The following is a 20,541-nucleotide window of genomic DNA, read 5'->3' as shown; positions in this document are numbered from 1 at the left end:
CAGCTTGGTAGAACTATACTTAAGGTTAAGTCATGATATGTTGGTATTTACGCCAACCCTATTTCACGACATAGTAATATGTGAGAGGTACGAAAACCGCCATTGTCTCATTTAATGCTGAACGAATCACAATGGCTAAACGCATTGTCTGTAACAACATCAATACGAAACAATGCTAACATCTTTATCTTGCAGGCTTCATCAGTCTACCTGTTTACCAGGTGTTAACCACAGTAACACTGAATAACGGCTTAACGGAGGGATTGATATGGATGAGTACACACCAAAACATTATGATATTGCCCAACTCAGATTCTTGTGTGAGAATCTGTGTGATGAAAGCATAGCAACGTTAGGCGATAGCAGCCATGGCTGGGTCAATGATCCAACCTCTGCGATCAATCTCCAATTAAATGAGCTTATTGAGCATATCGCTACATTTATTCTCACATTTAAAATAAAATACCCTAACGAAAGTGAGCTTTCAGAGCAGGTTGAAAAGTATTTGGATGATACTTACGTCTTGTTTAGCAACTATGGTATTAATGATGCTGAACTACGACGCTGGCAGAAGTCTAAAGCAAAATTATTCGGAATGTTCTCAGGGGAGAACGTCTGTACGCCTGCTAAAACTTAAGCAATAATTTATATTTTTTAACCACCAGGTACTGTTTGCATAGGCCATTATGAAAAAAATCGATTATTTGATGCGTTTGCGTAAATGCACAACCATAGACACTCTCGAACGCGTTATTGAAAAAAACAAGTATGAACTCTCCAATGATGAGCTGGAGATGTTCTTTTCTGCAGCCGATCATCGCCTGGCAGAGCTGACGATGAACAAACTCTACGACAAAGTTCCCACCGCAGTATGGCGATACGTCCGTTAATTTCTAACGGTGCGCATACAAAAACTGACATTAAACACACTGCGCCGATAATATTATCGGCCTTTGTTTTTATTATCTTTTTAACGAATTAATTAAGCAAGACTTGTAACAAATTGTATTTATCATATGAAAATGAAATGCCATTTCACCTCATTTACTTATTACCCCCACCGTTTATCATTTATCCCCTAAATAATTCGAGTTTCAGGACAAAACGAGTTCGTTTTGAATAACGCGGCAAGGAAAGGACAAATTCGTCGGGAACGAATTTGACCAGCCAACTGCTGGCCTTCGGTGAGAGATAGGACACCTCTCATTTCATCCCGATGAGTTTACTCCGGTGAGTGATTCGTGTGAATGAACGCAGCCAACGCACATGTAACTTGAAGTATGGCGAGTATATAACAATGGCATTGATATCATCATGAATAGTTTATCCCGTGATGAAAACAGGGGCGTAATAATTGGCGCAATGATTAATCGCGAAGTAAAGAGACCCAGAAATCCTCCAAAAAAATAGAATTAAGCAGCAAGCCAGTAGAAACGAGAATGAGGGCTCAAAATTTTATATATGAGAGTGGGTTATGGCAGTAAGTCGAGTTTATAGGTAGAGGACGGACACCTAGTCGATGATGAAACATCCATACAAGAGCAGAAATGGTGGAGGCCCTGCCAGCTACATCCCGGCACACACGTCTCCTGCTGCGGCTGCTTCCTTCCGGATCTGACCGAGTCCACAGGTTAGTGTTGCGGGAGAACCGACAGGGCCTCCATTGACGACTGTATAACCGTTTTTGCGTTAGCTATTTCCGCTACAACGAAAACATGTCACAAAGCGGTGGGCATTATCAGCGATGGGATAGGCAATTGCAAGCTAACACACGCTAACCGTTGTTTTCTTACTCACCCCGCTGTGCCACTATGGCATCCAATCGGTTCAGGAACAGCCAGGAACATGCGCTGATGTCAGAAGAAAACGATAATTTCCGCCAACGCGTTTTTCAAATCGTCGCGGCGATTCCCTATGGAAAAATAGCAACCTATGGCGACATCGCGCAACTTGCCGACTCACCCAGAGCATCGAGGCAAGTCGGCGGAGTGTTAAAACGCTTACCGAAAGACAGCAAACTCCCCTGGCATAGGGTCATTAATCGTAAAGGCGAAATATCACTCGTCGGCGGAGATTACATACGCCAAAAATCAGCGCTACAGGCAGAAGGCGTGATTTTCAATCGTCAGGGAAAAGTTGATCTTGCGAAATATCGCTGGCAATACGCGCCATAACGGCGCGTATCCAGATGAATTACCAGACTGGCTGCGGAGCCACAGATGACGAAGCAGGTTGCCCCTGAAGCATATGAGGAGTCTGATTCGTCGGATTGGATATCATCGGTCCCTGATTTTTCGCAGGTAACGGGACAGACGCAACAGGCACCAGCACCAAATCGGCACTGTTCACCCCGTTGCTAATAACGGGTAGGACGTTCTCCGTCACCATCACGATGCGATTATCGATTGCAACCGCAGCGCTGAGTAAGATACGCGCATTAGGCTGAATATCAGCTGGGTTATACGCCAACTCGAATGGGAAAGGAGCCTGCTTTCCTTCTGTACGCGTCACACGCTGAGCAATCACTTTTGAAGGCGCATCCGCCAGCGATGCATCAGATACGGTAACCGTCAGAACGGCGTTGTGAGGTAGCGCAATACGCTGACGAATATTCACTGTACCCGTTACCGCAGGCATCGCGACAGCGGGTCGTTGTGAGGAAACAGAGGTAACAGGTGCACCGGTCTGAGGAGAAACGCCATAATCACTTCTCTGTGCACATGCAACCAGAGTCATCGATAACGTGATACCGCCTAAGATATGCCATAATTTCATTCGGTCAGTCTCCTTTATTATTGTCAGGCTACCGGCATCGAAAACCGGCACTCATTACTAGTATGATTCACTCAACACAATAATGATGGTGCAATATTCTGATATTTTTCTAAAAACCGAATATTTATTATAGTAAAAGGCCACGAATAGATATTTTAAACCTTAAAGAACAAATAGATAACTAACCACCGCATCCATTGAGGCCGATACCATGAGTCAATCACTACAACACCTTCTCGACCTCTTGCATTTAGAGAAACTCGAAGAAGGGCTATTTCGCGGACAAAGCGATGATTTAGGGCTACGCCAGGTCTTTGGTGGGCAAGTCGTGGGTCAGGCGATGTCAGCCGCCAAGCAGACCGTCCCTACCGAGCGCAACATTCACTCTTTTCACAGCTATTTTTTGTTACCCGGCGACAGCCAGAAACCGATTATTTATGACGTTGAAAACCTACGCGATGGCAACAGCTTTAGCGCCCGGCGCGTTAGCGCTATCCAGAACGGTCGACCCATTTTTTATATGACGGCCTCTTTTCAAAGCCATGAAGAAGGGTTTGAGCACCAAAATGTGATGCCAGACGTCGCACCGCCAGAAGCACTGAAATCTGAACAAGAAATCGCACAAGATATGCAGCACCTTCTCCCCCCCCGCTTTCGCGATAAATTTATTCAGGCCAGCCCGATTGAGATGCGTCCGGTTAAGTTCCACAATCCCCTGAAGGGAGAAGTGGATGAGCCAGTGCGACACGTTTGGTGTCGTGCCAGTAGCACGCTGCCGGACGATAGGCGCATTCACCAATATCTTCTCGGTTATACGTCTGACTGTAATTTTTTACTCACCGCCTTGCAGCCTCATGGCGTCGGTTTTTTGGAACCGGGTATGCAGGTCGCTACGATCGATCACTCAATGTGGTTCCACCGTGATTTCCGGCTGGATGACTGGCTGCTCTATTCCGTGGAAAGCACGTCCGCATCCGGTGCTCGTGGCTTCGTGCGTGGGCAATTCTATACCCGGGAAGGCGTGCTGGTTGCCTCCAGCATGCAGGAAGGCGTCATGCGTCGCCGCCAGCCGTAAATTCACTATTATGTCGTAAATAAAACAGGCGTGGAGTTCCCCCCACGCCTGTTTACTGTCTATCACACCACTTACTGGTTTTAAGTACGATTACTGATTGTAAGCACTCTCACCATGGCTGTTGACGTCCAGACCTTCGCGCTCTTGATCTTCAGGTACACGCAGACCGACAACCATATCCGCCACTTTGAAAGCAACGAATGCCACCACGCCAGACCATACCAGACAAACAATGACGCTGAACAACTGAACCCAAACCTGATGCGCCATCGTCACACCTTCTGCATAGCCAGTACCACCCAACGAAGCCGACGTGAATACCCCCGTCAGGATACAACCAACGATACCGCATACACCGTGAACACCGAACACATCACACGGGTCATCCACACGCAGCCATCTTTTCAGTACGGTTACGCCCCACAGACCTGCAACACCACCAGCCAGACCGATAATCAATGCGCCACCCACGCCGACTGTACCCGCCGCTGGGGTAATCGCTACCAGACCTGCGATACAGCCAGAGCACGCCCCTAACAGAGAAGGTTTACCGCGTACCAACCACTCACCACCAACCCATGCCAAAATTGCAGCAGCAGTAGCGACAACCGTGTTCAGGAAAGCCAGAGCAGCGATACCGTTCGCCGCGCCCGCAGAGCCTGCATTGAAACCAAACCAGCCGATATACAGGATTGCCGTACCGATAAACACCATCGGCAGGTTATGCGGTTTGAAGGCTTCTTTACCAAAGCCAGCACGTTTTCCCAGCAGGTAAGCACCGACTAATCCAGCAACTGCGGCGTTGATGTGAACGACCGTACCACCAGCGAAGTCCAGCGCACCATCCGCAGCCAGATAACCACCGCCCCACACCATGTGGGTCATTGGCAGATAAGAGAAGGTCAGCCACAGTGCAACAAAAATCAGCACCGCAGAGAAACGAATGCGCTCCGCAATTGCCCCGACAATCAGCGCAACGGTGATGCAGGCGAAGGAAGCCTGATACGCTACGTGCACAAACTGATAGAAGGTGCCACTGATAGACTCAATCCCAATGCCTTTCAGCATAAAGGTGCTGAACCCACCGAAGAACGCGTTACCTTCACTGAAGGCCAGGCTATATCCATAAACAACCCACAGGATACAGACCATTGCGAAGGTTACGCTCACCTGCGTCATCATAGACAGAACATTCTTTGAGCGGATCAGGCCGCCATAAAACAGAGCAATGCCCGGTATAGTCATAAAGAGTACCAGCGCGGTACAAATCATAATAAAAGCGTTATCCGCTTTATCAATCGTCGGTGTCGCAGCCATTGCCCAGGTCGGGAGTAATGCCGCCACACCGAGACCTAATGAAGAGAGTAGTTTTTTCATTTTCATCCATCCCTATTTACGTATCTACGCTAGGTGTTGTTAAAGTGCGGCTTCGTCAGTTTCACCCGTACGAATACGGATAACCCTTTGCAGCTCGGCGACAAAAATCTTGCCATCACCAATTTTTCCGGTGTACGCAGCTTTGCTAATGACATCAATAACTTCGTCCAGTTGGTCATCTGCAATCGCGATATCAATTTTTACCTTGGGTAAAAAATTAACGCTGTATTCTGCGCCACGGTATAGCTCCGCATGCCCTTTCTGACGACCAAATCCTTTCACCTCAGTGACAGTCAGCCCCTGGATGCCGACAGAAGATAACGCTTCACGTACATCTTCCAGCTTGAATGGTTTTATCACCACAGTAACCAGTTTCATTTATCTTCCCCCTAGCCATTACGTTCAGACTTTCGCCTGCCACTTGTTCGATTACACGCTCTATGAAGTAGGTCTACATCATGACTAAAGCAAAGGGTGTGCCATAAATGATTTATCTGGCATAAATCAGGAAGGAGAACGTGATTAGAGATAGAAAAGAGCAAAAAGCAAACAGTATGAGAAAGAAATACAGGAAGATCTGGGCAAAAAATGCACCACTTTAGTGCGTCAGGGGTATTTTTAGTGCAGCGCGGGGGAAAACCAGAATCACGATGCTTGCTGATGGTGCGAAGCCATGAATAGACTGTCAGTCTGCACCACACGAGGCGGTGCAGAACGTGGAATTACAGATAATGGTGTTATACGGTGCAAGACTCGGTACTGGTGCTAGCAAGACCCTCTCCGGCCAGTTGCAGCTGATACATTTGGTAATAGCGCCCTTGCTGTTGCAGCAGTTGCTTATGTGTTCCCCGTTCAACGCTTTGTCCATGATGGAGCACCATAATCGTGTCGGCTTCGACGATGGTGGAAAGCCGGTGTGCGATAATAATTAAGGTTGTCTGTTCCCTAATAATTCGCAGCGCCTTTTGTACCGCTTGCTCCGTACCCGAGTCAATATTCGCCGTCGCTTCATCAAGGATCAGGATTTTAGGCGTTTGCACCAGCACCCGCGCAATCGCCAACAGCTGTTTTTGTCCGGTAGACAGGTTATTCCCCTGCTCACCGACACGCGTATGCAGCCCTTCAGGGAAATCCCGAACTAACTCAGCGAGTTGTACCACTTCCAGCACCCGCCAAACAGCCTCTTCGCTGATATCACGCCCCAGCGTCACATTCACAAACATAGACTCCGCCAACACAACGGGGTCCTGTTGCACCATTGCCACATTTTGGCGCAAAACAGCATGAGAAAGCGTCGATAGCGGGCGTCCATCAAGCCGAATCTCCCCCTCATCCGGCGCGTAATATCCCATAAGCAAACTGGCTAGCGTACTTTTTCCACTGCCAGTGTGCCCCACTAAGGCAACAAACCCGCGATCGGGTATTGTCAGAGAAATATTCTGTAGCACGCGTTTTTCTGTGCCATATGAAAAAGAGACATCGTTAATATCAACGCGGCCAGAGGCCAGAGGAAGAGCGTCATTTCCGTAGCTCTGCTTTGTGCCATCCATCAACTCAAAGATACGCTCGCCGGCAACAACCGCCTGCTGCAACATCGATTGCTGGGTCGTCAGTTCAATTAACGGTTCATTCAAACGACCAAGGTAATTGATAAACGCGTACAGAACACCAACACCAACCGATCCCATCGAGCTAAAACCAAATTGGATCAACAACCCACACAGCACCATCGCGGCAAATAAGCTAAGCAGCGGCCGCAGCAGAAAGCCTTCCAGACGCAAAGCCTTCATACGCGCTTCGTAATGCTCATGGCTGGCTACGCCTAGCTTCTTCCCAAAACGCGCCTGCTGGCGAAATTGCTGAATGACGCCCATACCATTAATGACTTCGTTGAAACCATCGTTAATGTCCGCCAGATAGCTTCGCACCTTGCGCACAATCGGCGTACTAAAACGGTGGTAAAGCGCCATAACCGTCGCGACTGCGGGGAAAATCATCAACGCAACCAGCGCCATCTGCCAGTTCAGACTGAACATTGCCACTAGCATCGCACCAACCAGCGCCGCACTGCGTAATACGGTTGACACCACCATGACGTACAAATCTTTCACGACTTCGGTGTCATTGGTGACGCGTGAAATCAACTGCCCGACAGGTTGCGTATCAAATGTGCTCAGCGGTTGGCGCAATGCAGCATCCATGACATCAATACGCAGTTGCTGCACGACACCAACCGCGACCCGATTAAACAACAACGTCTGAAAATAGTGCAGAGAAGCCGCCAAGATTTGCAGCAGGATATAGGCCATTGCCAGGCCAGCCGCAATTGCCAACGGGAATTGCCCCTTAGCCACCAAATTATCAATGAAATAACTCACCAATATGGGACCAGAGACTTCAGCGATAGCCGCAACCCACAGCATCAGGACACCGAACATCAGCGGTTTTCGCCAGGGGGAACCATAGGCCAGCAAACGTTTCAGGGTTGGCCAAAACTGTTGGGGGCTATTCATTTTTCGATCCTTCCAACTGCGGCACATCATCCAGCGCCGCCTCCAGCTGTTGATAACGATACATATCCCGATACCAGCCAGGTTCTGCCGCCAGCGCTCGGTGCGTGCCACGCTGCACGGTTTGCCCCTGTTGCAGCACCACAATTTCATTGGCCTCGGTTAGGGCTGACAGGCGGTGTGCACTGATGATCAGCGTCCGCTTTTCGCCCCATGTTTTGAGATTCTGCAAAATCTGGTGCTCCGTTCGCCCATCAACCGCTGACAGCGCATCGTCCAGCACCAGAATTTCAGCATCCAGTAGTAGCGCTCGGGCTATCGCGATCCGCTGTTTTTGACCGCCAGACAGCATCACGCCGCGCTCACCAACCTCTGTCAGGTAACCCTGAGGCAAACGCAAAATATCATCATGAACACTCGCAAGCCGTGCTGCCTGTTCAATCTGCTGTTGGGTAGCGTCAGGGCGACCCAGTGCAATATTTTGTGCCACCGAATCCGAGAACAAAAAAGGCATTTGTCCGACAACGGCAAAACGGCTCCGTAGTTCATCCAACCGAATGGCGCTCAATGGACGATCGTGATAACGAATCTCTCCCGATTGGCTATCGAAATGACGCAAGATCAGAGCTAGCAGCGTACTTTTTCCCGATCCTGTCGGTCCGCATAGCCCCAACATACTACCCGGCGCCAAGGTAAATTGAATATTTTTTAAAGCATCACGGGTATTATCGGGATAGCGAAACGCGGCGATATTCACCGTTAACACGCCCCGCCCGGCAGGCAATGATTCCTCACCGTCTTTCACCACCGCTTCTTCAGCGAGTAACTGCCGAATACGTCCATATGCCGCACTGCCGCGCTCAACAATATTAAACATCCAGGCCAGCGCCAGCATCGGCCATATCATCAATCCCAGATACATGACAAAACTGGTCAACAAACCGAGTGTCAGCGAACCCTTGATCACCATCCAACTGCCACCGCCAATCGCCAGCAAATTCGATAGCCCGACAGCAATATAAATCGTGGGATCGAAGCGGGCATCGACGCGAGCGACGTGCATATTTTTAGCACCAGCATCCGCAGCAACCTGCGCAAAACGCGCAGATTGATAATTTTCCAACCCAAAGGCTTTAATCATTCGAATGCTGGTCAAGCTTTCCTGCGCCTGATCGTTAAGCGAAGAAAACGCCGCCTGTGCGGATTTAAAACGGTTATGCAGTTGGGTGCCGTAACGTTTGATGAAAAGTGCCATGATGGGCATCGGGAGCAGTGCCAGTAAAGTGAGCTCCCAACTGATCTGAGTACACATGACCACCAGCACAGCACAGCCCATCACCATCGAATCGACCAGCGTCAGCACGCCTTCTCCGGCAGCAAAGACCACGCGATCGACATCGTTAGTCGCACGCGCCATGAGATCGCCAGTACGATGGCGTTGATAAAATGCAGGATGCTGGTGGCTTAACTGGCGGTAAAAGTCTTGTCGTAACTCGACCGCCAACTGGTATGACGCCCCAAACAGGAATACACGCCACACATAGCGCAGCAGATAGACCATGACGGCGGTCAGTAGCATCACACCAATCCACTGCATCATTTCGGCCATCGACATGCCACGTTGCGTCACACCATCGACAATCACGCCAACCAGTTTAGGGGGCAATAATTGCAGAATGGCAATCACAATCAACAGCGCAACAGCGCCCAGATAGCGCCGCCATTCACGGCGAAAATACCAACTCAGTTGAGCAAACAGTCTCACGTGGTTCTCATTCCATTAACCAGACAGGTCATGACAGACTCAGAAAGGTGATTATACAAAAGACGGATAGACACTAAATAATTCGGGTGACTGACAAATCTGTCATAGGCAGATTTGGACGTTGCCAACACACATGCAACTTGAAGTATGACGAGTATGGATGATGAATCACAGGGATAAGGGCAATGCCGTGGTATGTTTGATTCGTTCCATAGCAAAGCTAGATGTTACATCGACCAGCCCGGGAATACCATTCACCAACCGCTTATAGAAATCATCATAGCTTTTCATATCAGCGACCTGAACCTGCATCAGGTAGTCGTACTCACCAGCCATGCGATAGAAAGCCAGCACCTCCGGCATGTCTGACACCACGCGGGTGAAGGTTTGATACCAGTCACGATTGTGCTGCTGCGTCTTCAATAAGACAAACGCCGTCAGCCCTAGTCCCAGACGTTCATTATCCAACAGCGCCACCCGCGCTCTGATGATCCCGTCTTCTTCCAAACGCTTCAGACGTTTCCAGCACGGTGTGGATGTCAAATTGACCGCTTCGGCCAGCGTCTGTAGCGAGAGCGTGCAATCCTGTTGCAGCATATTCAGCAATGTGCGATCAATTTTATCCAACATAGCGCCACTCCATAGAAAATTTTGCTCTACTTTCCGCCATTGAGAGAGAAAAGCAATGTTCTTTCCGCCCCAAATTGGCTTCAACACTCACTGACGACATCAGAAAACCACATCACCACTCGATAATGAAAAAACATAACAAATTGTATAGTATCGAATTTAATTGCCTTTCACGAAAGGTGATACGACAAACTGGCAAACTGATTTCTACAATTCATTATGTATCAGCCAGTGATATATTTTATGCCAACCAGGAGTGGCGAAACGATGACAAAAGATAAAAATAATAAATTCAGCATGATAGGTATGATTTTCGGCGCAATCGGATTAGTCGTTGCCGTATCCTATTTTTGGACTGGACCACTGACACCTGAAGTGCCGATTGAAGAACGAATAGCAGAGAAGATTGTTTCCATCCGTGATACCACGTTGGATAGACTAATGGGAAAAGTTGCCCCCACACCCGCACCACAATCCTCATTCAATGAACAGCGATTAGTGATTGCCGCCACATCCGCATTAGGCTGTCTCGCGATTATTTTCGCCGTTTTCGGCTTCTCTCGCCGTGAATCTGCCAGACCTTGCATAAGCGCAGCGATGCTCGGCATCGCCGTCATCGCATTCCCCTTCATTATTAGTGCCATCAATATGGCATTTACTTTGATGGCTCTTGTAGCAATAGCCGCCGCGATTGCTATGATCTTTGGGTAGTAATGTTGAAGAGTATTTTAATAGAAAATTAAGCTCCAAATAGAAATTAAAGAGGTAATTAATTCTATCAAATCGGTCATGAATAGATAAAAAGATAATTTTTTTATCCTGAAAACTCGTTAATCTATTCTCATAGTTATCTAACCGAGTTTTCATCATGACCAATACCTGGGTTAAAAATGCCATCAGCGCTATCGAAGCAGATTTTCAGCGTTCGGCTGATACGCATCTCATCCGTCTGACCCTGCCGGATTATCCCGGTATCTATTTTTACCTCAAAGATGAAAGCACGCATCCCAGCGGTAGCCTGAAGCATCGGTTAGCTCGTTCTTTGTTTCTCTACGGGCTGTGCAACGGTTGGATTAAAGAAGGCACACCAATTATCGAAGCATCATCCGGCAGCACAGCCGTGTCAGAAGCGTATTTTGCACGCTTGCTCGGCCTGCCGTTTATCGCCGTCATGCCCTCCTGCACAGCAAAAAGAAAAATTGAGCAAATCGCTTTCTATGGTGGTCGCTGCCATTTTGTTGAACAGGCGGGACAAATCTATGCCGCATCTGAACAGTTAGCGCAAGAGATGAACGGCCATTATATGGATCAGTTCACCTATGCAGAACGCGCCACCGACTGGCGTGGCAATAACAATATCGCTGACAGCATTTACCGACAAATGGCACGTGAACCGCATCCCGTACCGGACTACATCGTGATGAGCGCAGGAACTGGCGGCACGTCGGCAACGCTCGGACGCTACATTCGTTATCAGGGATTGAATACGCAATTGGTCGTTGTCGATCCAGAAAACTCCGTCTTCTACGACTGCTACCAGAAACGGGATCGTTCCCTCATCGGCCCCTGCGGTAGTCGAATAGAAGGTATCGGCCGCCCGCGTGCCGAGCCTTCTTTCATTCCAGACGTTATTGATAGCATGATTAAAGTACCGGACGCTGCCAGCATCGCAACATTGTACTGGCTGGAAAGCGTATTAGGCCGCAAAGCGGGAGCCTCTACTGGCACCAACGCCTGGGGAATGCTGCAACTGGCCAAAGCAATGGTGAGTCGGGGTCAAAAAGGCGCGATTGTAACCTTGCTATGCGACAGCGGTGAACGCTATCTGGATACCTACTACAACAGCAGTTGGGTAGAAAAAAATATCGGCGACATAAGCCCCTACCTTAATGCTCTGAACACCCCAGAAATGTTACCTATGATGCCGGAACTCAGCCCGGTGTAAGGCTGGTGTATTCAGCACGCAGTTGCAGCGCTGAATACAGGCTATTTTTCAGGTAACATGGTTTTGAGGTAACATAGCGGCTTTGTACCGCAGTGCATTACAAATGTATTGCGGTTAACGTCACGTTAAGGTGAATGAAGAATGAAGCGTGCTGTTGTCGTTTTTAGCGGTGGACAAGACTCCACAACGTGCCTGATCCAAGCTCTGCAACATTATGATGATGTCCACTGCATCACCTTCGACTATGGGCAACGCCACCGTGCGGAAATTGATGTCGCTCGGGAACTCAGCCAGAAATTGGGGGCAACAGCGCATAAAGTCCTGGACGTCGGCTTATTGAATGAGCTCGCCACCAGCAGCCTAACGCGTGATAGCATTCCAGTTCCTGAGTATGACGCCAATGCACAAGGCATCCCCAACACCTTCGTTCCGGGAAGAAACATTCTTTTCCTGACGTTAGCCTCAATCTACGCCTACCAGGTGGGTGCAGAAGCCGTCATTACCGGCGTATGCGAAACCGATTTCTCCGGCTACCCGGACTGTCGCGACGAATTCGTAAAATCACTGAATCAAGCGATTGTTTTAGGTATTGCCCGTGATATCCGTTTTGAAACCCCACTGATGTGGCTCAATAAGGCCGAAACCTGGGCACTGGCGGAATACTACCAGCAGCTCGATACCGTGCGTTATCACACGCTAACCTGCTATAACGGCATCAAAGGTGATGGATGTGGCCAGTGTGCCGCCTGCCATTTACGCGCAAACGGGCTCGCACAATACCAAAATAATTCCGCGACTATCATGGCCTCACTGAAGCAGAAAGTCGGGTTACGCTGATATTTCACGCCATCGCACTGAGATATTACATCAATAAAAAAACAGCAGACTATTCCGTATAGCGATGGCCTGCTGCTTGATGTTAATGACGAATTTCGTCCAGGTGTTCCAGCAGTTCTCCCTCCAGCGGCAGCGCTTTTTGCGTCAATAAATCAATGCAGACAAACGTCAGTGTGGCATCCACCACGTCACTGTCATCAGACACTCGGGTTATCTTCTGACTGATCACCCCACTTTTCGTATTCAGTTGTCGCAGCGCACTATCAATACGCAGCACGTCGCTGAGAACGGCAGGTTTGCGATAGTTGATATTGATGTTCACCACCACGAAAGCAATATTGTTACGCTGCATCCAGCCAAACGCGGGCAACGTTTCCAGCCACTGCCAACGCGCCTCTTCCAGAAACTCCAAATAGCGCGCGTTATTAACGTGCTGATAAACATCAATGTGATAACCACGAACGGTAATGAAAGTCTGCATAGCGGTGATGCTCCTGTGACGAAACCGACAACTGGTATGACCTAATAATTAGCCTAGCAGAGGTTCACAGCCCAGAGAAAGCGTTCAACTGGGCTGCGACTGATATCACAGTATTAAAAGCATCATGGTTTTAAAAACATTACAGCTTTAACCGAGAGAGATTACGCTCAACTAACGCTGCTCCAATTCCCGGGACTTCAGTTAATTGATCGATCTGGGTAAAAGGGCCATTTTGCTCACGATAGTTAACGATCGCTTCCGCCTTTTTAAGGCCGACACCGTTCATTATTTCAGCCAAATCCTCAGCGCTTGCTGCATTAATGCTTACCTTATCCTCATCACCATCAGGAAGCGTTGCTTTTTCCGCTTTCTGATCTGCTGGTGCAGACTTCACCGCTGTCGCCGTACTGTCGGCAGATTTAGGTGCCGCCTGACCCAGCAACGGCAACCCGGACAAACTCATCCCAATGATTAAGCACAGTGCTTTGATTCCTGATTTTTTCATGCTGTTTCCTCCTTGTGTGTGACAGCACGGCTACCTTGCCGCAGACCGATCAACACCGCAAACAGCAGAATTTAAATGTGGAAAAGGCCGCGAAAGCGGCCTTTGGTTGTTGCAACGATTTGCAAATTTTTGCGGAGCTTATTGCTGTTCTTGCGCCGCATTGCCCATCTTGATTTTCGCTTCACTACGTAAGCTGGACAGCAGAGAATCAAACAGCGCGCCCAAAGAGCCTTGCTGAACCTGGCTGGCAAACTGTGTTTTCTGCTCATCATTGAGTTGATGCGGCGTCACGCTATCCAGCGCAGCCAATACGACATTACCAGCCTGATCCTGAGTAATCGCATAAGATGGTTTATCTTTCTCTGGATGCGGCATAGCAAAAATGGTCTCGGCCGTTGCATCGCCCTGAGAGATAGATGACAGCGTTTTTGCCTCACCAAAGCGCAATCCTGCGGCTTTCAGTGCATCATCTTTACCTTGCTTCAGCTCAGCCAGAATTTTTTCAGCGTCCACACGAGCCTGCTGTTCAGCCTTCTGACGCTTCAGCGCGTCTACGATCTCGGTACGCACCTGATCCAGAGGGCGAGTGCTTTCAGGCTTATGCTCAGTGATGCGCAGAACGAAAGCACGGTCACCGTCAACGTTAATTACATCGGAGTTGTTGCCCGCGGCACCGTTTTCACCCAGCAGCGCACCGCTAAAGATGGCCTGCATTACCGGTTGGAAGTTCAGCGCGGCAGGAACCTGCTCACGCGTAAACCAGTCGGTCTGCGTGGCTTTCACACCAGCCGCTTCTTCTGCTGAAGCCAGAGATTCGTTGTCATTGCTGGCCGCTTCGCTGACTTTTTGTTGCAACGCATAGTAGCCATCCTGTGCTTTCTCATGCTTCACTTTCTCAGCGATCTCAGCACTCACTTCACTCAACGGTTTGACCAGCTGCGGTTGAACATCATCCAGACGCACAATCAGATAGCCAACAGAGGATTTAATCGCTGTGGAAACCTGACCTTTCTCCGTCAGTTTTGCCTGCTTAAGCTCATCAATCATGCTGCTTTCGTCCATCCATCCCAGATCGCCACCGTTGCGGCGCGAGATAACGTCCGTTGATTTTTCTTTCGCCAGCGTCGCGAAATCACCACCTTGCTTCAGCGCCTCCAGAACAGACGTTGCATCGGCCTCATTCTTCACCTGAATGACGCTGAATTTCTTGCGTTCGGGTTGAGAATAGTCGTTCTTGTTCTGTTCGTAGAAATCATTGATGGCTTTATCATCCACTTTCACACCGTCCATGATACTTGCCGCATCCAGCGTGATATAGCTGACCTTAAATTCTTCTGGTGCGATGAAACGCCCTTTGTTTTGATCGTAATAACTCAGGACTTCATCATCAGCGACCGTCTGGGTTTTCGCCTTGGCTGCGACATCAATCGTCGCCACACGAACAACGCGATCTTGTGCAGCCAGTTTCACCAGGTTATCAATCTCCTGCGGCAGCAGGAATGCGGTGTTGCCAAAACCACGAATCAACTGTTGTGAAGTCAATTGCTTACGCAGCATTTGAGCATACATCTCTGGCGTTACGCCAAGGCGGCGAACCTGATCCAGATATTTTTCATTATCAAAACGGTTGTTTGTCTGAAACGCAGGAACGTCAAAGATTGCCTGTCTGATTTGCTCATCACTGATGTTCAATCCCAGCTTATTGGCATACTGATCCAGCAAGGTTTCATCAATGAGTTGGGAGAGTGCCTGCTTGCGCAATTGCTGCATGTAACCGTCATTACTCGCCAGGATAGAGAAATTCTCACCCAGGGTTTCCTGCTGACGACTGCGTTCGTTTTGTACCGCTTGCTCAAGCTGTCCACGGGTAATTTCCTGCCCGTTCACCTTTGCAGCGTAATCTCCTGAACCACCAATAAGATAATCACCAACGCCAGTTAAAACGAATGATGCGATGATCAAAGCAAGAATAATTTTGAGCACGACGTTATTCGCGGCCGTACGTAAATTGTCCATCATAATGTGACAACACTCCGCTGTAGAATGGATAAAACTCCCTGCGCTGGCCGAAGCCTGCATCCTTGCGATTGCTATAGCCCAATACAAGGCTAGGGCGCACTTAAGCTTATTGCCCGCCACGTTCTGCCATGTGTCGGGTATGTAAAATCCTATATAAATAAAAGGCACATCACAAAATGATGCGCCTCGTATCTTACCTTACCAATATCATTGCGTCAGGTATTGTTTGGCACCCAAAGTGGTTATCAGCCAAACCTGTGACGTAATAATCAGTTAACGGCGTCTTTCAGCGTTTTACCAGCACGGAATCCTGGTACTTTTGCCGCAGGGATACTGATTTCCTTACCCGTTTGCGGGTTACGGCCGGTACGAGCAGCACGTTCACGCACTGAGAAAGTACCAAAACCAACCAAAGCAACATCATCCCCTTCTTTCAGGGATTCGGTAACGGAACCAATAATTGCATCTAACACACGCCCTGCTGCCGCTTTGGAAATATCAGCATCTGCGGCAATTTTGTCGATCAATTGTGACTTGTTCACTCTGTCATCCCCTCTGGAATTCTCTTATCGCGCTTCAATATCCCAAGACGCGACACGTAATTTATTATCAATACTGTCATGCTTAGCCAGTTACGGCTAAAACTAACAGTGCTCTAACTTAGCGGTACAAAAAAAAGCTGGCAAGCACGATTTCACTCACCAGCCCTGATTTTCTCAAGGGTTTTTGCGACAGGTCACTATTTTGCCTTGGCCTTGGCTCTGGCTTTAGGGGTCGAGACCACCTGGATGCCAGAAGGCGCATTCAGCAACGCTAACGCCAACACTTCCTCGATACGTTTCACCGGATGAATTTCCAGATCGGCAATCACGTTCTGTGGAATATCTTCCAGATCGCGTTTGTTATCATCCGGGATCAATACCGTCTTGATTCCACCACGGTGTGCAGCCAGCAGTTTCTCTTTCAGACCACCGATCGGAAGCACCAAGCCACGCAGAGTAATTTCACCCGTCATTGCCACATCAGCACGCACCGGATTTCCTGTCAGACAAGAAACTAGCGCGGTACACATAGCAATACCCGCACTTGGCCCATCTTTCGGCGTCGCACCTTCTGGAACGTGAACGTGGATATCACGTTTCTCATAAAAATCAGCATTGATGCCTAATTTTTCCGCTCTGGCACGAACCACAGTAAGCGCAGCTTGAATCGACTCCTGCATGACTTCACCCAGCGAACCGGTATAAGTCAACTTACCTTTGCCCGGAACGCAGGCGGTTTCAATCGTCAATAGATCGCCACCGACTTCTGTCCAGGCCAGCCCCGTCACCTGCCCTACGCGATTTTCATCGTCCGCACGGCCATAGTCAAAACGCTGTACCCCAAGGAAATCCTTAAGGTTATCGCCCGAAATCTGGATATGCTTAGTCGATTTATCCATCAGCAGCGTTTTTACTGCTTTACGGCACAGCTTGGAGATTTCACGCTCAAGGCTACGCACACCCGCTTCACGGGTGTAATAACGGATAATGCCAACAATCGCACTGTCTTCTACCGACAGTTCGCCATTTTTCAGCGCGTTACGTTCGATCTGTTTCGGCAGCAGATGCTGTTTGGCAATATTCAGTTTTTCATCTTCGGTATAGCCGGAAAGACGAATAACTTCCATACGGTCAAGCAACGGTGCTGGGATGTTCATGGAGTTAGACGTGGCAACAAACATCACATCGGACAGATCGTAATCGACTTCCAAATAGTGATCGTTAAACGCCACGTTCTGCTCAGGATCGAGCACTTCCAGCAAGGCAGAAGCAGGATCGCCACGCATGTCGGAAGACATCTTGTCGATCTCATCCAGCAGGAATAGCGGGTTTTTCACCCCGACTTTCGCCATTTTCTGGATCAGTTTGCCCGGCATGGAGCCGATATAAGTACGGCGATGCCCGCGGATCTCCGCTTCGTCACGCACGCCACCCAGCGCCATGCGCACATACTGGCGGCCGGTCGCTTTGGCAATAGACTGACCGAGCGACGTTTTACCCACACCAGGAGGCCCCACCAGACACAGAATAGGTCCTCTGATTTTGCTGACACGACTCTGTACGGCGAGATATTCAAGGATGCGTTCTTTGACGCGATCCAGACCATAATGGTCGGTATCCAGCATTTCCTGCGCTTTCAGCAAATCTTTCTTCACTTTGCTGCGCGCATTCCATGGCACCTGCACCATCCAGTCGATATAGCTACGCACCACTGTCGCTTCCGCAGACATTGGCGACATCATCTTCAGTTTTTGTAATTCAGCTTCGGCTTTTTCACGCGCGTCTTTCGGCATTTTTGCCGCTTCAATCTTACGCTTTAACGCTTCGTGTTCATCCGGTGCGTCATCCATCTCGCCCAGCTCTTTCTGAATAGCTTTCATTTGCTCATTCAGATAGTACTCACGCTGGCTTTTTTCCATTTGCTTCTTAACACGGCCGCGGATTCGTTTTTCTACCTGTAACAGGTCGATTTCAGATTCCATCATCGCCATCAGGTACTCCAAACGTTCAGTAATATCGAACATTTCAAGTACAGACTGCTTATCGGCCAATTTCAGCGGCATGTGCGCAGCAATGGTATCCGCTAAACGCGCAGCATCATCAATACTGTTCAGCGATGTCAGCACTTCCGGCGGGATCTTCTTATTCAGTTTGATGTATCCCTCAAACTGATTGATCGCCGTACGCATAAGCACTTCCTGCTCGCGCTCGTCAATCGCCGGAGAATCAAGATATTCGGCGTGTGCAGCGAAGTGCTCACCGCTATCAGATAGCGTCGTAATACGCGCACGCTGTAACCCCTCAACCAGCACTTTTACCGTACCATCGGGCAGTTTCAGCATTTGAAGAATTGAGGCTACCGTCCCTACCGAGAAAAGATCGTTAATACTTGGCTCATCCGTTGAAGCTTCTTTCTGTGCCACCAGCATGATCTTCTTGTCATGATCCATTGCGGCTTCAAGGCACCGAATCGATTTCTCCCGACCAACAAACAACGGAATGACCATGTGCGGATAAACCACCACATCGCGCAAGGGCAATACGGGGATTTCTATGCGTTCGGAACGCTCAGGGTTCATAGAGCTCTCTCTTAGTTTCGTTTCCGCCAGGTTATGGGAATCTCGTGAAACGCGGTTTTCACGGTTTCATCAAATAGGTATTTGAGTATATGGGGATAAATGTCTCACATTCAACGACCAGCATACGTAAAAAACAAATGGGGGATAAATCCCCCATTTTTATTTTTTGATACTGCCAAATTGATTAATTATTCGCCGGAAGCCTGCTGTGTCTCTGGCTTGCCATAGATTAATAATGGTTCCGATTGTCCAGCAATCACGGATTCGTCGATAACAACTTTATCCACACTTTCCAGCGACGGCAGGTCGTACATCGTTTCCAGCAATGCGGCTTCAACAATAGAACGCAAACCACGTGCACCGGTCTTACGCACCATCGCTTTCTTCGCAATCGCCGTCAGTGCTTCATCGCGGAATTCCAGCTCAACGCCTTCCAGATTGAACAGTGCTTGATACTGTTTGGTCAGTGCATTCTTCGGCTCACGCAGAATCTGAATTAATGCGTCTTCGCTCAATTCTCTCAGCGTTGCGACAACCGGCAGACGTCCAATAAACTCAGGAATCAAACCAAATTTGATCAAATCACCCGGCTCAACATGGCTTAACAGTTCACCTTCAGTCGCTTTTTCAGCGGATCCTTTAACCGTCGCATTGAAGCCAATACCGCGTCCCGTATCGGTACGTTGCTCGATCACTTTGTCCAGACCTGCAAATGCACCACCACAGATGAAGAGGATCTTGGAGGTATCAACCTGCAAGAACTCCTGCTGCGGATGCTTACGGCCACCCTGCGGTGGAACTGCGGCAATGGTTCCTTCGATCAGTTTCAGCAATGCCTGCTGCACGCCTTCACCCGACACATCACGGGTGATCGACGGATTATCTGACTTACGAGAAATCTTGTCGATTTCATCGATATAGACAATACCACGCTGTGCTTTCTGCACATCGTAATCGCACTTCTGCAACAGCTTCTGAATGATGTTTTCAACGTCTTCACCGACGTAACCCGCTTCAGTCAGCGTGGTCGCATCCGCCATGGTGAATGGAACATCCAGGAAGCGTGCCAGCGTTTCGGCCAGCAGCGTTTTACCACTCCCTGTCGGACCAATCAGCAGAATGTTACTTTTACCCAGTTCGATCCCGTTGCTGCTGTCACCATTACGCAAGCGTTTATAGTGGTTATAGACCGCAACGGCCAACACCTTCTTGGCCTGCTCTTGACCAATGACATAATCGTCAAGGTGGCGGCGAATTTCGTGCGGCGTCGGCAACGCACTGCGCTCACGGTGGGGCGCTACTTCTTTAATTTCTTCGCGAATAATGTCGTTACACAAGTCAACACATTCATCGCAGATATACACCGACGGCCCGGCAATCAGCTTACGCACTTCATGCTGGCTTTTGCCGCAAAAAGAGCAGTACAGTAGCTTTCCTGAACCGTCTTTGCGCTTATCTGTCATGAGTCAAACCTCTTTTCGTCTTTTGCCCGCAGGCCAAC

General features: G+C 49.0%; 19 protein-coding genes and 1 other RNA gene. 7 read left to right on the top strand and 13 right to left on the bottom strand.

Annotated elements, in window-relative coordinates:
• Positions 1 to 268: 268 nt before the first annotated feature.
• Together tomB and AACH44_RS05305 are read left to right on the top strand one after the other, a co-directional pair.
• Positions 269 to 637, top strand: a complete 369-nt coding sequence (gene tomB, locus AACH44_RS05310; RefSeq protein WP_005976089.1) for an Hha toxicity modulator TomB — start codon at positions 269 to 271, stop codon at positions 635 to 637.
• A 49-nt stretch (positions 638 to 686) separates the two neighbouring features.
• On the top strand, positions 687 to 890 hold the full coding sequence (locus tag AACH44_RS05305) for an HHA domain-containing protein (RefSeq protein ID WP_005976087.1): 204 nt from the start codon (positions 687 to 689) through the stop codon (positions 888 to 890).
• 667 nt (positions 891 to 1,557) lie between these two features.
• Here the strand turns inward: AACH44_RS05305 and ffs are convergent.
• Positions 1,558 to 1,654: signal recognition particle sRNA small type (gene ffs, locus AACH44_RS05300), an RNA gene on the bottom strand.
• A 199-nt stretch (positions 1,655 to 1,853) separates the two neighbouring features.
• On the opposite strand from ffs, the gene AACH44_RS05295 reads away from it, so the two are divergent.
• Positions 1,854 to 2,174: an MGMT family protein gene (locus AACH44_RS05295; protein WP_261848130.1), complete on the top strand. Its 321-nt coding sequence runs from the start codon at positions 1,854 to 1,856 to the stop codon at positions 2,172 to 2,174.
• Positions 2,175 to 2,193: 19 nt separating this feature from the next.
• Here AACH44_RS05295 and AACH44_RS05290 read toward each other — a convergent pair whose 3' ends face one another.
• On the bottom strand, positions 2,194 to 2,775 hold the full coding sequence (locus tag AACH44_RS05290) for a YbaY family lipoprotein (RefSeq protein ID WP_261848129.1): 582 nt from the start codon (positions 2,773 to 2,775) through the stop codon (positions 2,194 to 2,196).
• A gap of 211 nt (positions 2,776 to 2,986) precedes the next feature.
• On the opposite strand from AACH44_RS05290, the gene tesB reads away from it, so the two are divergent.
• A complete protein-coding gene (gene tesB / locus AACH44_RS05285) occupies positions 2,987 to 3,850 on the top strand; it encodes an acyl-CoA thioesterase II (protein WP_261848128.1) in 864 nt (287 codons plus the stop codon).
• Positions 3,851 to 3,940: 90 nt separating this feature from the next.
• Here the strand turns inward: tesB and amtB are convergent, their stop codons facing one another.
• The 5 genes from amtB to AACH44_RS05260 form a co-directional block, all read right to left on the bottom strand.
• Entirely contained in the window at positions 3,941 to 5,227 is a 1,287-nt protein-coding gene (gene amtB, locus AACH44_RS05280; protein ID WP_261848127.1) for an ammonium transporter AmtB, read from the bottom strand.
• Positions 5,228 to 5,266: 39 nt separating this feature from the next.
• Positions 5,267 to 5,605 (bottom strand): P-II family nitrogen regulator, encoded by a 339-nt coding sequence (gene glnK / locus AACH44_RS05275; protein ID WP_002208627.1) that lies wholly within the window; start codon positions 5,603 to 5,605, stop codon positions 5,267 to 5,269.
• A 359-nt stretch (positions 5,606 to 5,964) separates the two neighbouring features.
• Positions 5,965 to 7,740 (bottom strand): SmdB family multidrug efflux ABC transporter permease/ATP-binding protein, encoded by a 1,776-nt coding sequence (locus AACH44_RS05270; protein ID WP_261848126.1) that lies wholly within the window; start codon positions 7,738 to 7,740, stop codon positions 5,965 to 5,967.
• Complete coding sequence (locus AACH44_RS05265; RefSeq protein WP_261848125.1) at positions 7,733 to 9,502, bottom strand: SmdA family multidrug ABC transporter permease/ATP-binding protein; 1,770 nt, start codon at positions 9,500 to 9,502, stop codon at positions 7,733 to 7,735. Before AACH44_RS05265 ends, AACH44_RS05270 begins: the two co-directional genes overlap by 8 nt.
• Before the next feature lie 168 nt (positions 9,503 to 9,670).
• Complete coding sequence (locus AACH44_RS05260; RefSeq protein ID WP_261848124.1) at positions 9,671 to 10,132, bottom strand: Lrp/AsnC family transcriptional regulator; 462 nt, start codon at positions 10,130 to 10,132, stop codon at positions 9,671 to 9,673.
• Between the two features lie 267 nt (positions 10,133 to 10,399).
• Between AACH44_RS05260 and AACH44_RS05255 the strand changes: the two genes are divergently transcribed.
• The 3 genes from AACH44_RS05255 to queC all read left to right on the top strand — a co-directional run bounded on the left by AACH44_RS05255 (position 10,400) and on the right by queC (position 12,914).
• Entirely contained in the window at positions 10,400 to 10,843 is a 444-nt protein-coding gene (locus AACH44_RS05255; RefSeq protein ID WP_261848123.1) for a hypothetical protein, read from the top strand.
• A gap of 157 nt (positions 10,844 to 11,000) precedes the next feature.
• Positions 11,001 to 12,077, top strand: coding sequence for a PLP-dependent cysteine synthase family protein (locus AACH44_RS05250; protein ID WP_338659519.1), 1,077 nt, complete (start codon positions 11,001 to 11,003; stop codon positions 12,075 to 12,077).
• Between the two features lie 141 nt (positions 12,078 to 12,218).
• Positions 12,219 to 12,914 (top strand): 7-cyano-7-deazaguanine synthase QueC, encoded by a 696-nt coding sequence (gene queC, locus AACH44_RS05245; protein WP_261848122.1) that lies wholly within the window; start codon positions 12,219 to 12,221, stop codon positions 12,912 to 12,914.
• 82 nt (positions 12,915 to 12,996) lie between these two features.
• Here queC and AACH44_RS05240 read toward each other — a convergent pair whose 3' ends face one another.
• The 6 genes from AACH44_RS05240 to clpX form a co-directional block, all read right to left on the bottom strand.
• Positions 12,997 to 13,395, bottom strand: a complete 399-nt coding sequence (locus AACH44_RS05240) for an acyl-CoA thioesterase (RefSeq protein ID WP_261848121.1) — start codon at positions 13,393 to 13,395, stop codon at positions 12,997 to 12,999.
• A gap of 139 nt (positions 13,396 to 13,534) precedes the next feature.
• Entirely contained in the window at positions 13,535 to 13,900 is a 366-nt protein-coding gene (locus AACH44_RS05235; protein ID WP_261848120.1) for a helix-hairpin-helix domain-containing protein, read from the bottom strand.
• Positions 13,901 to 14,038: 138 nt separating this feature from the next.
• Positions 14,039 to 15,919 (bottom strand): peptidylprolyl isomerase, encoded by a 1,881-nt coding sequence (gene ppiD, locus AACH44_RS05230; RefSeq protein WP_261848119.1) that lies wholly within the window; start codon positions 15,917 to 15,919, stop codon positions 14,039 to 14,041.
• Between the two features lie 269 nt (positions 15,920 to 16,188).
• Positions 16,189 to 16,461: a nucleoid-associated protein HU-beta gene (gene hupB, locus AACH44_RS05225; protein ID WP_005976031.1), complete on the bottom strand. Its 273-nt coding sequence runs from the start codon at positions 16,459 to 16,461 to the stop codon at positions 16,189 to 16,191.
• Between the two features lie 197 nt (positions 16,462 to 16,658).
• Positions 16,659 to 19,040: an endopeptidase La gene (gene lon / locus AACH44_RS05220; RefSeq protein ID WP_261848118.1), complete on the bottom strand. Its 2,382-nt coding sequence runs from the start codon at positions 19,038 to 19,040 to the stop codon at positions 16,659 to 16,661.
• A gap of 188 nt (positions 19,041 to 19,228) precedes the next feature.
• On the bottom strand, positions 19,229 to 20,503 hold the full coding sequence (clpX, locus tag AACH44_RS05215) for an ATP-dependent protease ATP-binding subunit ClpX (RefSeq protein WP_215483110.1): 1,275 nt from the start codon (positions 20,501 to 20,503) through the stop codon (positions 19,229 to 19,231).
• Positions 20,504 to 20,541 lie beyond the last annotated feature (38 nt).

It is taken from the genome of Pectobacterium araliae (genome assembly GCF_037076465.1).
GTDB lineage: Bacteria > Pseudomonadota > Gammaproteobacteria > Enterobacterales > Enterobacteriaceae > Pectobacterium > Pectobacterium araliae.
This window is presented reverse-complemented; position numbering and strand designations above follow the sequence as displayed.

Bases quoted from the DNA above. Each gene is read 5' to 3' on its own strand.
- tomB (WP_005976089.1), top strand. From the start codon at position 269: ATGGATGAGTACACACCAAAACATTATGATATTGCCCAACTCAGATTC.
- AACH44_RS05305 (WP_005976087.1), top strand. From the start codon at position 687: ATGAAAAAAATCGATTATTTGATGCGTTTGCGTAAATGCACAACCATA.
- AACH44_RS05295 (WP_261848130.1), top strand. From the start codon at position 1,854: ATGTCAGAAGAAAACGATAATTTCCGCCAACGCGTTTTTCAAATCGTC.
- AACH44_RS05290 (WP_261848129.1), bottom strand. From the start codon at position 2,775: ATGAAATTATGGCATATCTTAGGCGGTATCACGTTATCGATGACTCTG.
- tesB (WP_261848128.1), top strand. From the start codon at position 2,987: ATGAGTCAATCACTACAACACCTTCTCGACCTCTTGCATTTAGAGAAA.
- amtB (WP_261848127.1), bottom strand. From the start codon at position 5,227: ATGAAAAAACTACTCTCTTCATTAGGTCTCGGTGTGGCGGCATTACTC.
- glnK (WP_002208627.1), bottom strand. From the start codon at position 5,605: ATGAAACTGGTTACTGTGGTGATAAAACCATTCAAGCTGGAAGATGTA.
- AACH44_RS05270 (WP_261848126.1), bottom strand. From the start codon at position 7,740: ATGAATAGCCCCCAACAGTTTTGGCCAACCCTGAAACGTTTGCTGGCC.
- AACH44_RS05260 (WP_261848124.1), bottom strand. From the start codon at position 10,132: ATGTTGGATAAAATTGATCGCACATTGCTGAATATGCTGCAACAGGAT.
- AACH44_RS05255 (WP_261848123.1), top strand. From the start codon at position 10,400: ATGACAAAAGATAAAAATAATAAATTCAGCATGATAGGTATGATTTTC.
- AACH44_RS05250 (WP_338659519.1), top strand. From the start codon at position 11,001: ATGACCAATACCTGGGTTAAAAATGCCATCAGCGCTATCGAAGCAGAT.
- queC (WP_261848122.1), top strand. From the start codon at position 12,219: ATGAAGCGTGCTGTTGTCGTTTTTAGCGGTGGACAAGACTCCACAACG.
- AACH44_RS05240 (WP_261848121.1), bottom strand. From the start codon at position 13,395: ATGCAGACTTTCATTACCGTTCGTGGTTATCACATTGATGTTTATCAG.
- AACH44_RS05235 (WP_261848120.1), bottom strand. From the start codon at position 13,900: ATGAAAAAATCAGGAATCAAAGCACTGTGCTTAATCATTGGGATGAGT.
- ppiD (WP_261848119.1), bottom strand. From the start codon at position 15,919: ATGATGGACAATTTACGTACGGCCGCGAATAACGTCGTGCTCAAAATT.
- lon (WP_261848118.1), bottom strand. From the start codon at position 19,040: ATGAACCCTGAGCGTTCCGAACGCATAGAAATCCCCGTATTGCCCTTG.
- clpX (WP_215483110.1), bottom strand. From the start codon at position 20,503: ATGACAGATAAGCGCAAAGACGGTTCAGGAAAGCTACTGTACTGCTCT.